The 14583-nt window shown below is 63.9% G+C and carries 14 protein-coding genes; 5 read left to right on the top strand and 9 right to left on the bottom strand.

Annotated features, from left to right (window positions below):
* Positions 1-73: 73 nt before the first annotated feature.
* The 5 genes from EN845_RS15495 to EN845_RS15475 all read right to left on the bottom strand — a co-directional run bounded on the left by EN845_RS15495 (position 74) and on the right by EN845_RS15475 (position 3936).
* The gene (locus EN845_RS15495) at positions 74-394 is read right to left on the bottom strand and encodes an addiction module antidote protein (RefSeq protein ID WP_127871623.1); all 321 of its coding nucleotides are present in this window, start codon (positions 392-394) and stop codon (positions 74-76) included.
* Positions 391-681 (bottom strand): type II toxin-antitoxin system RelE/ParE family toxin, encoded by a 291-nt coding sequence (locus EN845_RS15490; RefSeq protein WP_127871624.1) that lies wholly within the window; start codon positions 679-681, stop codon positions 391-393. Before EN845_RS15490 ends, EN845_RS15495 begins: the two co-directional genes overlap by 4 nt.
* Positions 682-784: 103 nt before the next feature.
* Positions 785-1381 (bottom strand): LysE family translocator, encoded by a 597-nt coding sequence (locus tag EN845_RS15485; RefSeq protein ID WP_127871625.1) that lies wholly within the window; start codon positions 1379-1381, stop codon positions 785-787.
* 118 nt (positions 1382-1499) lie between these two features.
* Complete coding sequence (gene ilvN, locus EN845_RS15480) at positions 1500-2072, bottom strand: acetolactate synthase small subunit (protein ID WP_027051201.1); 573 nt, start codon at positions 2070-2072, stop codon at positions 1500-1502.
* Between the two features lie 64 nt (positions 2073-2136).
* On the bottom strand, positions 2137-3936 hold the full coding sequence (locus EN845_RS15475) for an acetolactate synthase 3 large subunit (protein ID WP_127278511.1): 1800 nt from the start codon (positions 3934-3936) through the stop codon (positions 2137-2139).
* Between the two features lie 356 nt (positions 3937-4292).
* On the opposite strand from EN845_RS15475, the gene EN845_RS15470 reads away from it, so the two are divergent.
* The 3 genes from EN845_RS15470 to EN845_RS15460 all read left to right on the top strand — a co-directional run bounded on the left by EN845_RS15470 (position 4293) and on the right by EN845_RS15460 (position 9334).
* On the top strand, positions 4293-6215 hold the full coding sequence (locus EN845_RS15470; RefSeq protein ID WP_127871626.1) for a sigma-54-dependent Fis family transcriptional regulator: 1923 nt from the start codon (positions 4293-4295) through the stop codon (positions 6213-6215).
* A gap of 213 nt (positions 6216-6428) precedes the next feature.
* Positions 6429-7499 (top strand): 2,3-butanediol dehydrogenase, encoded by a 1071-nt coding sequence (locus tag EN845_RS15465; protein ID WP_127871740.1) that lies wholly within the window; start codon positions 6429-6431, stop codon positions 7497-7499.
* Between the two features lie 26 nt (positions 7500-7525).
* Entirely contained in the window at positions 7526-9334 is a 1809-nt protein-coding gene (locus EN845_RS15460) for an NAD(P)/FAD-dependent oxidoreductase (protein WP_127871627.1), read from the top strand.
* 59 nt (positions 9335-9393) lie between these two features.
* Here the strand turns inward: EN845_RS15460 and EN845_RS15455 are convergent, their stop codons facing one another.
* The gene (locus EN845_RS15455; RefSeq protein WP_127871628.1) at positions 9394-10539 is read right to left on the bottom strand and encodes a PcfJ domain-containing protein; all 1146 of its coding nucleotides are present in this window, start codon (positions 10537-10539) and stop codon (positions 9394-9396) included.
* Between the two features lie 309 nt (positions 10540-10848).
* Between EN845_RS15455 and EN845_RS15450 the strand changes: the two genes are divergently transcribed.
* The gene (locus tag EN845_RS15450) at positions 10849-11157 is read left to right on the top strand and encodes a hypothetical protein (protein ID WP_135907112.1); all 309 of its coding nucleotides are present in this window, start codon (positions 10849-10851) and stop codon (positions 11155-11157) included.
* Between the two features lie 114 nt (positions 11158-11271).
* On the opposite strand, the gene EN845_RS15445 is transcribed toward EN845_RS15450, so the two are convergent.
* Positions 11272-11856, bottom strand: coding sequence for an HD domain-containing protein (locus EN845_RS15445; RefSeq protein ID WP_127871630.1), 585 nt, complete (start codon positions 11854-11856; stop codon positions 11272-11274).
* Positions 11853-13004, bottom strand: coding sequence for a gamma-butyrobetaine dioxygenase (locus tag EN845_RS15440; protein WP_135907113.1), 1152 nt, complete (start codon positions 13002-13004; stop codon positions 11853-11855). Before EN845_RS15440 ends, EN845_RS15445 begins: the two co-directional genes overlap by 4 nt.
* A gap of 119 nt (positions 13005-13123) precedes the next feature.
* On the opposite strand from EN845_RS15440, the gene EN845_RS15435 reads away from it, so the two are divergent.
* A complete protein-coding gene (locus EN845_RS15435; RefSeq protein ID WP_127871632.1) occupies positions 13124-14011 on the top strand; it encodes a LysR substrate-binding domain-containing protein in 888 nt (295 codons plus the stop codon).
* A gap of 8 nt (positions 14012-14019) precedes the next feature.
* On the opposite strand, the gene EN845_RS15430 is transcribed toward EN845_RS15435, so the two are convergent.
* Entirely contained in the window at positions 14020-14550 is a 531-nt protein-coding gene (locus EN845_RS15430) for a GNAT family N-acetyltransferase (protein ID WP_127871633.1), read from the bottom strand.
* Between the last annotated feature and the right edge of the window lie 33 nt (positions 14551-14583).

Raw genomic sequence — 14583 nt, 5'->3', positions numbered from 1 at the left:
CGTGAGGTACGGGGCCAACCCATCTCGTCGAAGCCAGCAGACGACACGTTGGCTGCATCGCTTTTGTGGCGAGTTAGCTTGCGAGGGGTGCCTCGGTATGATTGCTCCTCGGTACGGGCTCGGCCGTCAATCTGAGCCCGAGCGCCTTCATGACGCCGAGCAGGGTTGAAAGCTTGGGATCGCCCTTGTCGCTTAGAGCCTTGTACAGCGCCTCGCGCGTCACGCCAGCGTCTTTGGCAATGGAAGTCATGCCTCGGGCCCTGGCCACGTTGCCGAGCGCATGGGCGATAACGGCGGGATCGCCGTCTTCGAAGGCCGCTTCGATATAGGCGAAGATTGCCTCCTCGCTGTCGAGGAATTCCGAAGCATCCCATTTGGTGGTTTCGATGGTCATTTGACCTCCTTCGCCATGCCGATGGCTTTCTTGATGTCGGCCTTTTGTGATGACTTGTCGCCGCCGCAGAGCAGGATGATGATCGTGTTGCTCGACTTGACGAAATAGATGCGATAGCCCGGACCATAGTCGACCCGTAATTCGCCGATGCCATCGAAAAACTTGGCATCGCCAAGGTTGCCAAGCTCGACACGATCGATCCGAATCTGAATGCGGGCCTTTGCGCGGAGATCCTTGAGGGACTTGAACCAGCCGACGAATTCAGCTGTTTTCCGGACTTCGATCATGGATCGTTTGTAATCCATAGTTCACAAATAGTCAAAACAGATGTGAACTGGAATTTACAGAATGCCTCGGCTTTGCGCGTGCCGCGCTTTGAAGGGCTTTGACTTACCGCAGCATCGGCCAAAGCGTCGCCGCCAGCAGCACGCCCATGGCGATGTTGAACCATTTCAGCCGCATCGGGTCGGACAGGAAACCGCGCAGTGCCGTGCCGAACCCCGCCCACACCGAGACGCTGGGAAGATTGACCACGGTGAAAGCCACGCCAATCAGAATGACCGACAGGAACGGCCGTTCCGGATTGGTGTAGACGGCCATCGCGGTGATGGCCATCACCCAGGCCTTGGGGTTGACCCATTGGAAAGCCGCTGCATCGACGAAGCGCATCGGCCGCGCATTCGTCTCACCCTTGCCGCTGAGCGAGCGCGACATGGCGATCTTCCAGGCCAAGTAGAGCAGATAGACGGCACCGGCGATCTTCAGCCCGGCGTGCAATGCCGGAAACGCGGTCAGCACCGCGCCCAGGCCGAAGCCGACGGCGAGCAACAGGACGAGAAAGCCGATGCTGATGCCCAGCATGTGCGGCACTGTCCTGGCGATGCCGAAATTGACGCCGGAGGCCAGCAGCATGAGGTTGTTCGGCCCTGGCGTGATCGAGGTCACCAAGGCGTAGACAAGCAGGGCGAGGAATGCGTCGAGGGACATGATATCCTCCCAGATACGTCAGTACTCTTGTCTCTTTCCGACGGCTGCACAAAGGCCAGTGCCGGCCGTTGGTCACGCCAGTCCTACATTCGTGGAAAATCGGCTGGGTTAAGTCGGTCTACATCCCTTGCGGGCCGCGGTTCATCGCCGCCACGCCGGTGCGGCAGATCTCGACCAGGCCGAGCGGCTTCATGATGGCGATGAACTGGTCGAGCTTGGAGCCCTTGCCGGTGATCTCGAAGATGAAATGCTCGGTGTTAGCGTCGATGACGCTGGCGCGGAAAGCGTCGGCGAGTCTCAGCGCCTCGACCCGCGCCTCCCCGGTGCCGGCAACCTTGACCAGCGCGAGTTCCCGCTCCAGCGGCCGCTCCTGGCCGAGCTCGTGCGAGCGCACGGTCAGATCGACCACGCGGTGCACCGGCACGATGCGCTCGAGCTGATGCTTGATCTGCTCCATCACATGCGGCGTGCCGCGCGTCACGATGGTGATGCGCGAGAGATGTTTTTCATGCTCGGTCTCGGAGACGGTCAGGCTTTCGATGTTGTAGCCGCGCCCCGAAAACAGGCCGATGACCCGGGCGAGCACGCCCGGCTCGTTGTCGACCAGCACGGAAAGCGTGTGCGTTTCCGGCTTCTCGGTTTCCTTGGCGATGAAGTAGGCGGAGCCGGTGGGCTGAAGCTGTGCGTTCATGACGTGAATCTCGATTTCAAACTTTTGAGCTAATTCTCTGTTTTCACACGGCTTCCGCCTGCGGTTAAACCAGTTCCCTGCCCTTGGCGTCGATGGCGTTGGCCACCGCTTCATCCGTCGCCTCGTCGGGCAACAGCATCTCGTTATGCGCCTTGCCCGAAGGGATCATCGGGAAGCAGTTGGCGAGTGTCGCCACGCGGCAGTCGAACAGCACCGGCTTCCTGACCGAGATCATCTCCTTGATGGCGTCGTCCAGCTCGTCCGGCTTGTCGCAGCGAATGCCGTGGCCGCCATAGGCCTCGGCCAGCTTGACGAAGTCCGGCATCGCCTCGGTGTAGGAATGCGACAGCCGGTTGCCGTGCAGCAGCTGCTGCCACTGCCGCACCATGCCCATATACTGGTTGTTGAGGATGAAGATCTTGATCGGCGCGTCATACTGCACCGCCGCACTCATCTCCTGCATCGTCATCTGCACCGAGGCGTCGCCGGCGATATCGACCACCAGCGCGTTCGGATGCGCGATCTGCACGCCGAGCGCGGCCGGCAGGCCGTAGCCCATCGTGCCGAGACCACCCGATGTCATCCAGCGGTTCGGCTTGTCGAAATGATAGTGCTGCGCCGCCCACATCTGGTGCTGGCCGACCTCGGTGGTGATGTAGGTGTCCATGTCCTTGGTCAGCGCGTAAAGCCGCTGGATGGCGTATTGCGGCATGATCACGTCGTTGTTCATCTTGTAGGCGAGTGAATCGCGCGCGCGCCACTTGGCGATCTGCTCCCACCAGGGATAGAGCGCCTTCTTGTCGGCCTTGGCGCTCGCCCGCCACAGCCGCACCAGATCCTCCAACACACGGCCGACATCGCCAATGATCGGCACGTCGGTGTGGACGTTCTTGTTGATCGAGGACGGATCGATGTCGATGTGGATCTTCTTCGAATTCGGCGAAAACGCGGTCAGCCGGCCGGTGATGCGGTCGTCGAAGCGCGCGCCGATGCAGATCATCACGTCGCAATCATGCATCGCCATGTTGGCTTCATAGGTGCCGTGCATGCCCAACATGCCCATCCAGTTCTTGCCCGAGGCCGGATAGGCGCCGAGCCCCATCAGCGTCGAGGTGATCGGGAAGCCGGTGAGATCGACCAGTTCGCGCAGCAGGTGGCTCGCCTCCGGACCGGAATTGATGACCCCGCCGCCCGAATAGATGATCGGCTTCTTGGCGCTCGCCATCAATTCGACCGCGGCCTTGACCTTCTCCAGGTCGCCCTGGACCTTCGGCTGGTAGCTGGTGCGCGGTGCGATCTGAGGCGGGACATAAAAGCCCTTGGCGAACTGCACGTCCTTCGGGATGTCGACCACGACCGGACCGGGACGGCCGGTCGTGGCGACATGGAAGGCCTCGTGGATGGTCGCGGCGAGCTCGTTGACGTCCTTCACAAGCCAGTTGTGCTTGGTGCAGGGCCGCGTGATGCCGACGGTATCGCATTCCTGGAACGCGTCTGAACCGATCAGCGAGGTCGGCACCTGCCCCGTCAGACAGACCAGCGGGATCGAGTCCATCAGCGCGTCCTGCAGCGGCGTCACCGCATTGGTGGCGCCGGGGCCTGATGTCACCAGCATGACGCCGGCCTTGCCGGTCGATCGCGCATAGCCCTCGGCGGCGTGGCCGGCGCCCTGCTCGTGGCGCACGAGAATGTGCTCGACCTCGTCCTGCTGGAATATCTCGTCATAGATCGGGAGAACCGCGCCGCCCGGATAGCCGAAGACATGCTTGACGCCATTGTCCTTCAGCGCCTGCACCACCATTTCGGCGCCAGTCATTTCCCTGCTGCTTGGCATTTCGCGCCGCTCACTCTGTCCGTTGCTCATCGGTCTGGTCCCGTACTGTCGCCATTTGGGCGTTTGCTGGTCGTTTAGTCGTGTTTCAGGCAATAAAAAAGGCCCCCGAGGGAGCCTGTGTGGTGCGCATGGGAGGTTTTCGCCCGGCGGTTACACCGCCTTGCCCACGCGCCTTCCTACGAGAATGAGTGCCGTTTTCATGGTGGCGGACCATAAAGGCGAACTCGCGGGGTCGTCAATGGGGTACGGCACGAATTCACTCAGCCGTGAGATCGGCTCCGCCACGCGATAACGCGGTAAAGCCACGCGCTACCATAGTACAGTTGAGCCCATGCGGCCGGCGCACCACTATGCCAGGCTAGGACGTTGCCTTGGGAGGAGGACGCGTGGCTGGTGAACGGGAGCATATCCGGGAGATAGAGCAGGTCCTGTCCGGCAGGACATCGGCGCGCGACGATGTCGTGGTCAAGTCCTGGCTGCGCTGTGTCGACACCCACCGGCTCGACCCCGCCCGGCCGACGGAAGCCTATATCGTCCCCGATACCCAGTTGCGCGAACATCGCGAACAGTCCGAGCGGCTGATCGCGATCGCCCGCAGCGGCCTGGAAACGCTCTTCAAGCAGGTGGCGGGCCAGAACTATGTGCTGCTGCTGGCAAATGCCAAGGGCGTTACCGTCGACTTCCTCGGCGATCCCCTGTTCATGGACCAGTTGCGCACGGCAGGGCTTTATCTCGGCTCCGAATGGTCGGAAAGCCGCACCGGAACCTGCGGTGTCGGCTCCTGCATCGTCACCGGCGAGGCGATGACGATCCACCAGACCGACCATTTCGACACGACCCACACGCCGCTCTCCTGCACCGCCGCGCCGATCTTCGACACCAATGGCGAGCTCGCCGCCGTGCTCGACATTTCCCTGCTGCGCTCCCCGCAACCGAAAATCAGCCAGAATCTGGCGTTGCATCTGGTGACGGCTTCCGCGCGGCGCATCGAGCTCGCCAATCTGATGGCACAGATGCACTCCGAATGGGTGCTGCGGTTTTCCCGTTCGCCGGAATTCCTGGACGTCGACCCCGAGGCAGCCATCGCCCTCGATGCCTCGGGCCGCATCCTTGGCACGACGCGTGGCGGAGCGCTGCTTCTGGCGCAGGCCGGAGGCGTCGACTGGCGGCACTCGCCCTCCCCCATTGGCCAGTCTATCTCGCGCTATCTCGATGTCAGCGTCGACGATCTGCCGAGCCTGACACGCGGCCGCCCGACCGAGGAGCGGCTGGTGTTCGGCCGCAGCGGCAGCGCGCTGTTCGCGCACGCCATCGAACCGCAGCCGACGACCGGACGTCGCGCGCCGGCCGAGGCGGTGCCGAAGCCGATCGGCGACCTTTCCGGCGGCGATACGGCGATGGCCGCCACGCAACTGCGTGCCGCCAAGCTGGCGCGCACGACCATTCCCATCCTGATCCATGGCGAGACCGGCTCCGGCAAGGAGTATCTCGCCCGCGCGATCCACGATTGTGCGCAGCGGTCCGGCCCGTTTGTCGCCATCAACTGCGCGGCGATTCCCGAGCATCTGATCGAGAGCGAGCTCTTTGGCCATGTCGCCGGTGCTTTTACCGGAGCCGCCGCCAGGGGGCGCAAGGGACTGATCGAGGGGGCGAACGGCGGCACGCTGTTCCTCGACGAGATCGGCGACATGCCCTACTCCTTGCAATCGCGGCTGCTGCGCGTGATCGCCGAACGCGAACTGGTCCCCGTCGGCGCCATTGAGCCGCGACAGGTCGACATCAAGATCATTTCGGCCTCGCACCATGACCTGCGCAAGCTGGTCGAAGAGGGACGTTTCCGCGAGGATCTGTTATACCGGCTGAACGCGGCCTCGCTGACCTTGCCGGCGCTGCGCGAACGCACCGATTTCGAATGGTTGCTGGACCGGCTGGTGGATCAGCGCGCCCACCTCGCCGGCCGGACGGCGAGGCTCTCGCCCGCGGCGCGTCTGGCACTGATCCGTCACCGCTGGCCCGGCAACATCCGCGAACTCGCAAACGCCATCGATCTGGCGGTGACGCTTTGCGAGGGCGGGATGATCGAGCCCACCGACCTGCCCGACTTCGCATTGCCATACCTGACGCCGCTTGCTTCGCCCGCCAGGCTGGTCGCCCTGCGTGCTCCGTCGCCCGAGGACGAGCGTGCGGCACTGCTGGACGCTCTCGTGGCCGCGGGCTGGAACATCTCCGAAGCCGCGCGGCGTCTGGGTGTCGACCGCACGACGGTGCATCGCCGCATGAAACGGCTTCGGCTGGACGCGCCCAATTAGTGTTGCGTCGGCTGTGGCGCGCCATGGCGCGCGCAACACCGCCGCAACAGCCTGTGACAGCAGAAACCGCTAGATGATGCTGATTTTATTACGATTTCCGACTCAGCAGCATGGTTGGCATGCTGCTTGCTCCCTGTTCCAGGTACCCACATGGAACTTGGAGGAGAAGCCATGACACAGAACGCGGTCAATCTCGCGGCCACGGCGAGGAGCATGCAGGCCCTGCGCTTTCATGCAGCCAGGGATTTGCGCATCGAGGACATTCCCAGGCCGGCAAAGCCGGGGCCGGGACAGGTTGTTCTCCGCAACAGGTTTGTCGGAATCTGCGGCACTGACCTCCATGAATACAGTTACGGGCCGATCTTCATACCGACGCAGCCGCATCCGTTCACCGGCGCCAGCGGTGTGCAGGTGCTTGGACATGAATTCGGCGGCGTGATCGAGGCCGTCGGCGATGGCGTGACGTCGATCTCGGTCGGCGACCGCGTGGCCGTGCAGCCGCTGATCATGCCGCGCTCGGGAGACTATTATGCCGCGCGCGGCCTGTACCACCTGTCCGACAAGCTTGCCCTGGCGGGTTTGAGCTGGATCGGCGGCGGCATGGCGGAAGCCGCCTTGCTCAACGACTACAATGTCGAGCGCATTCCAGACGAAATGTCCGATGAGGAAGCTGCATTGGTCGAGCCGACCGCGGTCGCAGTCTATGCCTGCGACCGTGGTGGGGTAAGCGCCGGGAGCTCGGTGCTGATCACCGGCGCCGGACCGATCGGCATTCTGACGATGCTGGCCGCGCGCGCCGCGGGCGCGACGCAACTGTTCATCTCGGACCTGAACGACACCAGGCTGGAGATGGCGCGTTCGATCCTGCCTGGCGTGGTGACGCTCAATCCGAAGCGGGACAAAGTGGATGAGGCGGTGCGCGCCGCGAGCGAAGGCGGCGTCGGTTGCGATATCGCCATCGAATGCGTCGGCAACGAGCATGCGCTGAAGGCCTGCCTCGCGGCTGTGCGCAAGCAAGGTGTCGTGGTGCAAACCGGCCTGCATCCGCACGAGAACCCGCTCGACTGGTTCCAGGTCACATTCAAGGACGTCGATATCCGCGGCTCCTGGGCCTATCCAACGCATCTATGGCCGCGTGTCATCCGCCTCATCAGTTCGGGACAGTTGCCTGCCTCCAAGGTGGTCACCAGGCGCATACGTCTTGCGGAGGCGGTGTCCGACGGTTTCGAAGCTCTGCTCGATCCAGCCGGGACCCAACTGAAAATCCTGATCGACCTGTCCTGATCAATTTGACAACCGGAGGAGAAAACATGCTCGAGAGAACCCCCACCACGAAGGCGCAGGCGCTGCTCGACAAGTTCGGCAAGGCGCTTGCGGACGGCGACATCAGCGCCGCCGTCAACTGTTTCCAGGCGGATTGCTACTGGCGCGACCTTGTCACCTTTACCTGGAACCTGAAGACGATGGAGGGCCAGGACCAGGTTCGCGACATGCTGACGGCAACCTTGGCTGAAACCGGACCGAGCGACTGGAAGGTTGCGGAAGGCGAGGAAGCGAGCGAGGCGGACGGCGTCACCACTGCCTGGATCACCTTCGAGACGAGGGCGGCGCGCGGCTTCGGCCTGGTGCGCTTCAAGGGCGACTTCATCTGGACCTTGCTCACCACCATGGCTGAACTGAAGGGACACGAGGAGAAGTCCGGCTTCACTCGACCGCTCGGTGCCAAGCATGGTCACGGCAAGGACAGGAAATCCTGGCGCGAGGAGCGTGACGACGAGATCGCCGAACTCGGCCGCAGCAGACAGCCCTATGTCGTGATCATCGGCGGCGGTCAGGGCGGCATTGCGCTGGGGGCACGTCTGCGCCAGCTCGGCGTGTCGGCCATCATCATCGAAAAGAACGAACGCCCGGGCGATTCCTGGCGCAAGCGCTACAAGTCGCTCTGCCTGCACGATCCGGTCTGGTACGACCATCTGCCCTATATCGACTTCCCCAAGAATTGGCCGGTCTTCGCGCCGAAGGACAAGATCGGCGACTGGCTCGAGATGTACACCAAGGTGATGGAGCTGAACTACTGGTCCTCCACGTCGGCGAAATCCGCCAAATACAACGAGAAGGCCAAGGAATGGACCGTCGTGGTCGAACGCGACGGCGAAGAGATCGTGCTCAAGCCCAAGCAATTGGTGCTGGCCACCGGCATGTCCGGCAAGGCGAACTGGCCGAAATACAAGGGCCAGGACATCTTCAAGGGCGAGCAGCAGCATTCCTCGACCCATCCCGGCCCGGACAAATACCGCGGCAAGAAGGTCGTGGTCATCGGCTCCAACAACTCCGCCCACGACATCTGCGCGGCTCTGTGGGAGGGTGGCGCGGACGTCACCATGGTGCAGCGTTCCTCCACGCACATCGTCAAGTCCGACACGCTGATGGATATCGGGCTGGGCTCGCTCTATTCGGAGCAGGCGGTCGAGAACGGCATGACGACACGCAAGGCCGACCTGATCTTCGCTTCCCTGCCCTACCGCATCCTGCACGAATTCCAGATCCCGCTTTACCAACAGATGAAGGAACGCGACGCCAAGTTCTACGCGGACCTGGAAAAGGCCGGCTTCCTGCTCGACTGGGGCGATGACGGCTCGGGCCTTTTCATGAAATACCTTCGCCGCGGTTCGGGATACTACATCGATGTCGGCGCTTGCGACCTCGTCATCGACGGTTCGATCAAGCTCAAGAGCGGACCAGGTGCCGCGGTGGAAGAGCTGACGCGAACCGGTGTCAAATTCGCCGATGGAACCGAATTGCCGGCAGATCTCGTAATCTACGCCACCGGCTACGGCTCGATGAACGGCTGGGCCGCGGACCTCATCTCTCAGGAGGTGGCGGACAAGGTCGGCAAGGTCTGGGGCCTTGGCTCCGACACCGCCAAGGACCCCGGCCCCTGGGAAGGCGAGCAGCGCAACATGTGGAAGCCGACCCAGCAAGAGGCGCTGTGGTTCCACGGCGGCAACCTCCATCAGTCGCGCCACTATTCGCAATATCTGGCGCTGCAGCTGAAAGCCCGGCAGGTTGGCTTGCCGACCCCGGTCTACGGGCTGCAGGAGGTCCATCACAAGGGCTAGCTGCCCTTTGGTGGTGGTTGGCCCCGCGCGGCATGTCAGCCGCGCGAGGCCCTTGGTGGTCAGTTCCGCAGCATCACTCCCCTCGCCTTCGCCCAGCGCTCGATGATCTTGCGCTCGTCGGGCAAGGCAACGCGGTTGGAGAAACCGCGCACCTGCACCGCCCGGTTCTGCGCATCGAGTTCGATCGTCAGCAATCGCTCGATCTTGCCGAGTGCCGTGCGCCGCAGCACCCAGATCGAGGCGTTGCCGGCGATGCATTTGGCCGCGTAGGTCGACACGCAGTGATGCATCGCCCTGGACTCGGCGACCAGGTCCTCCGCGGTCCTCAGCTGGCGCACGAAGAAGCGCTCGCCATGGGCTTTGGCTTCCTTGGCCGAGGGCTGCCACTCCCAGTCATCGAGACGCGAACCATCCCAGGCGCCGTCCTTTGTCGGCGAGGCCCGGCCGGCGGCGCGGCGACGCATCGCCTCGATACGCTCGATCGCAGCGATGTCGCGGTGCCATTCCGACATCTGCCGGCGCAGCGAGCCGAGCGTGCGGCCCTTGAGGCTGTAGGCCGCATCGCGCCGGTTCATGGCGGCGATATAGTCGCAGAGGTCGTCGATCTCCTCCCTCGACGTGGGCTGTGCGCAGAAGAACCGCGCCACCTCGCGCCAGAAGGCCAGGTCGGCGCGCGGCGTGCGCGCGATCTTCGTGCGGGCAAGCCGGGCCGCCAGGCCGAAATCATCCGTGCAGGACCGGATGATCGCCACCCAGAACGCCTCGTCGAAGGTCAAATCGCCGGAGAGGTTCAGGAAGCAGTGCACCTCCTTGCGCGACAGCCAGGCATTGGCGCCCGCCTTGTACAGCGAGTCGCCGCGTGCGACCGCGACGTACCAAGCCTTGCGCAGTGCGATCTCGTCGACATGCAGCCCCGAGCCGTCCTGCCAGATGGCCTCGAGCGCGGCCGAGACCGGATAGCGCGCATAGAGATGACGGGCCGCCGCCAGCCGCAGGCGCGCGGGGTCGCGCGTCTTCAGTTTCGGGCGCCACAGCGCGCCATCGCGGATCGCCACACCGGCAAAGCCCCGGCGCACCTCGTCGAGCGCCCGCTCGAAATCCGGCGCGGGACGCGGCACGGCGCAAACCCGCCGCAGCGTTGCATCATATGCTTCAGTACGTTCGCGCTCGGCGTCGTGCCTGCGCTGGATCATGGACCTGGCCATGGCCGTTCTTCCCAATTGGAACCCTGTCAGCCGCACGCACTTCCAGCGCCGGCACGGACCGTGTCGATCTGGGTTGGCGTGACATTTGACGGGACTCCTCTGGGGATGACGGGTTGGACTGGGCGGGCTCTCTAGGCTCCCACCGGGGTTGGAGCAAGAGCTATTCTTTCAATGTTTACAGAGACATGACGAGGTGTTGCAAAGACGCATCTCAAGACGTCAGGCAGCGGCCAGCGTTGGCCGGGAGCTTCTCTGCTCCCACCACATCAATGACACAGGCGGCGTCGATGCCTCCGCGGCGCACGGACGATGGCTGCCGCACACGTCGCAGCCAGGCGGTTCTCGGATCGTCAGGGGAAATTGAAAGCCGCTGGGGTGCGGATCAGCCCGCTCGACCGCCGTGAAGGCGCGAAATGCGTGAACAAGATCTCATCTTCGCCTCCATCATGCGTGTGGTCGGTATCCACGGCAGTCGTGGCCGCAGGTTGGGCGCGGCTAATATCGCGAAACGGAGACAGCATCAAGATGGCGGGCCTGCCCGGCTTCGGGGACATTGATCGAAACAGCAGCAGCGAGCCCGCCGGGCTCGCCGCATTGGGGCGGCCGGCGATGGCGTGAAAACGCCCTCGCCGGCCAAACGCTCGCGGCAGGTCTCCATCCGGTATGCGGCCACCGCGTTTTCGCCGTCGAATCGGAAACACATGGGCTGTCTCCTCGCTGTGACTCGTTCTGTCAGGGCCGATTGGCGAAGTCGTGCACGACGCGCTGCAGCAACGGCACATAGTCGCGAAACGCCCGCGTCCGCATGTTGGCGACCTTGCCGCCCTCGTCCCAGATGCGAACCCGCACCGCTTCCTCATGGAACGGGTTCTCGCGGAACTCGGCGACCTCATCGGCGCTCATCGGCCCGCCCTGCAGCGACAGCGTATGAACCGAAGCCGGCGACAGCCTGGAGAAATAGGTCGGGTCCGTGGCACAGAGATAGCGCTTGGCGGCAACGTGCAGCCGGACGCATTCGACGACGACCGGCGGAAAGAACGGCGCCAGCACCTCGCCGCCGGCCTCGTCATGGTGCTTGTCCTCGACATCGTCGGGCGAATAGGTGCCGAACTCGCTGGTGTAGTGGCCGATGTCGTGCAGCAGCGCGGCCGCCACCAGCACCTCGGGCGCTCCATCCTGCTCCGCCAGCCAAGCACCCTGCAGCATATGCTCGGACATCGTCACCGGCTCGCCGAGATAGGATTCCGCGCCCCGGCGCTCGAAAATGTCGGCGATGAACTCGACGATGGTGTCCGCGTTCAGATCCTGGCCGCTCATTCCGCGGCCTCCTTGAAGCCGTGTTCGATCGCCGCGAGCGTCGACAACAGGCCGTCCTTGTCCGCATAGCATCCCTGCAGCCAGCGCTTGCCGGTGCCGGAAAACGCCTTGCGGGCATGCATGACGCGGGTGTTGTCGACGATGAAGGCCTGGCCGGGCTCAAGCTTGAAGGTCACTTCGAAGGATGGATCCTCGATCAGTTCGGCGAAGCGGCGGTAAGCGGCATAGTAGCGATCCATGTCGGCGAACGGCACATCGACAGTCGGCGCCAGCGAACGGTTGTTGAAGCGGATGCAGATCAGTTCGCCGTCGGGTCCAAGCTCGATCATCGGCCGTTTGGACTGCAGCCGCACGCCGGATGATCCTGCATATTCGAACCGCGCCGCATGGGAGCTCAACAGCCGAAAACCTTCGGGGTTTTCCGCCTGCAGGGCAGCGGCGACGGCAAAACCGTCGACGACGCTCGATTCGCCGCCCTCCACCGTGTTCTCGATGCAGGACAGGATCTGCAGTGTCGGCACCGGATCGCGATAGGGATTGTCGGTATGCGCCTGCAGGCCGAGATTGGTGTAGGCGAGGTTGTTCGGATTGACCTCGGCGCGCACTTCGAACCAGCGCCCGTAATTGGTCTCCCTGACATAGCCGAACAGGTCGGATACCTTGCACAGCGCCCCGGATTCGGCCGGCAGCCCATTCATCACCGCAAAGCCATAAGTCCTCACCGCCGAAAGCCATTCGCGCAGGACACCGCGGCCATGGAAGGCCGCCGGATAGCTGGCGCGCGGCACCGAGTTCTGCATCGTCGCCCTGGTCCAGCGCTGGATGACATCGCCTGTCCAGCCGGGCTGGCGTGTCTCGTCGCGATCATAGGCGTTTGCACGCAGCCATTGGGCGGGAAAGCTGACCGACTTTCCCTCCGGTTCGAAGCTGATTTCCAGCGCCCCGGCCTTGATGGAAGCAGCGCCAATTCTCGTGCCAGCGGGAATGTCGAGGATGGTGATGAGCCGCTGGCCATTGCCGGCGCTGCGCGTCTTGTCGTCGAGCGCGTTGTCGCGCAGCCAGATGGCGTGAAAGCGGGTGCGCCTGCCGTCCGTCCAGCCAAGTTCGATTGTTCTGCCTTCGTCGCCAACCAGCGCGTGGGTGAGCATGGAGATCCGTCCTGTCCGCTACGCCCCGCAGCCCGATCCGCAGGGTTTCGATTGCATGTTGGCCGCGCGATAGGCATAATTCAAATTATCATTTTTTGGCCAATGACCTCGATTGACTAATGGCTCGACGAACCATCCCCGCCTTGCCCCCACTCGACTGGCTGCGCAGTTTCGAGGCCGCGGCACGGCTTTCGAATTTCACGGCGGCGGCGGCCGAACTCGGCCTGACCCAGGCGGCCGTCAGCCAGCACATCCGGCTGCTTGAGGAACGGCTGAAGACGCGGCTGTTCTCGCGGCTGGCGCGTGGGGTCGCGCTGTCGCCGGAGGGTGCCGCCTACCTGCCCCACATCCAGTCGGCCTTCGCAACCATTGCCAGCAGCACCACGGAATTGTTCGAACCACGCGCCGTCCGGACCGTCTCTATCCGGGTGCCGATCTCGTTTGCCTTGCTGGCATTGGTCCCGGCGCTGCCCGATCTCGCCAAGGCGCTGCCGCGCGTCCAGCTCGATCTGGTGACGATCCATCGGCCGACCGACTACGATCTGCCGGGCTCGGCGCTCGACATCCGTTTCGGCAACGGATCCTTTCCCGGACGCGAGGCCGAGAGGCTGACCGCCGAGCGGCTTGTGCCGGTGGCAAGTCCGGCGCTCGCCAGTGCCGCCGACTGGACATCCCTGCCGCTGCTTCTGGTGGCCGGCGCGCGCGAGATGTGGTCGGAGTGGTTCGCGGCCGCCGGATTGGCCGGCCAGCCCCAGCGGTCGCACCGTTTCGACAGTTTCGTCGCAGCCATGGAGGCGGCGAGCGCCGGCGCCGGCGTGCTGCTGGGGTCGCGACCGCTTGTCGACGCGGCGCTCGACAGCGGGACGCTGGTTCCGCTCTCCGATTTTGAACTTTCCAGCACGTCAGGGCATTTTGTGACCAGGCCATCGACGGCGCAGCTGACCAGTGCCGAGCAGGATTTCCGCCACTGGCTGCTAAAGCGCCTTGCCGGCAAGGCCCGGACCTGACTGGCGCGCTACCGCGAAGCTATGCCGATACGCTTCCAGTAGATCAGCGTGCCCGTCAGCCCGCCATGCGGTTTCAGCGCATAGTCAGGAATTTCGCCGGTGAGGGTGAAGCCGAGCTTTTCGTAGAGGCCCGAAGCACCCTCCTCCGCCGCCGTGTCCAGAACCAGCAGCGTGCGTCCCTTTTCCGCCGCGAGGCGTTCGGCGGCCCGCATCAGGCGTGTCCCGACACCCCGGCCCCGATATTCGACTGATGTCATCAGCTTGGCGATTTCGGCCCGATGCGGCTGGTTGGGCGGGCAGTCGAGCAGCAAGGTGACCGTCCCGACCAGAGCCCCGCCGTCCCAGGCCCCGAGCACCATTCTTTCTCCTCGTGCCGCCGCGGCCAGCGACGTCTCCCAGAATGCCCTTGCCGCTTCCGCCGCCAGCGGATGCATGAAGCTGACAGATCCGCCGGCGGCAACCGTTTCGACCAGCAGATCGGTCAGCATTGCAAGAGTTTCCCGGCTGGCGGTCAACGGCCCGATTTCGATGGTATTCATACCTGGTCCTCTGGAAACGATTACCGGGGTCGA

Origin of the sequence: Mesorhizobium sp. M8A.F.Ca.ET.202.01.1.1, assembly GCF_004791595.1 — a bacterium.
In the GTDB taxonomy this organism is placed as follows: Bacteria; Pseudomonadota; Alphaproteobacteria; order Rhizobiales; family Rhizobiaceae; genus Mesorhizobium.
Note: the sequence above shows the minus strand (reverse complement) of the source record. Positions and strands in the feature narration are given on the sequence as shown.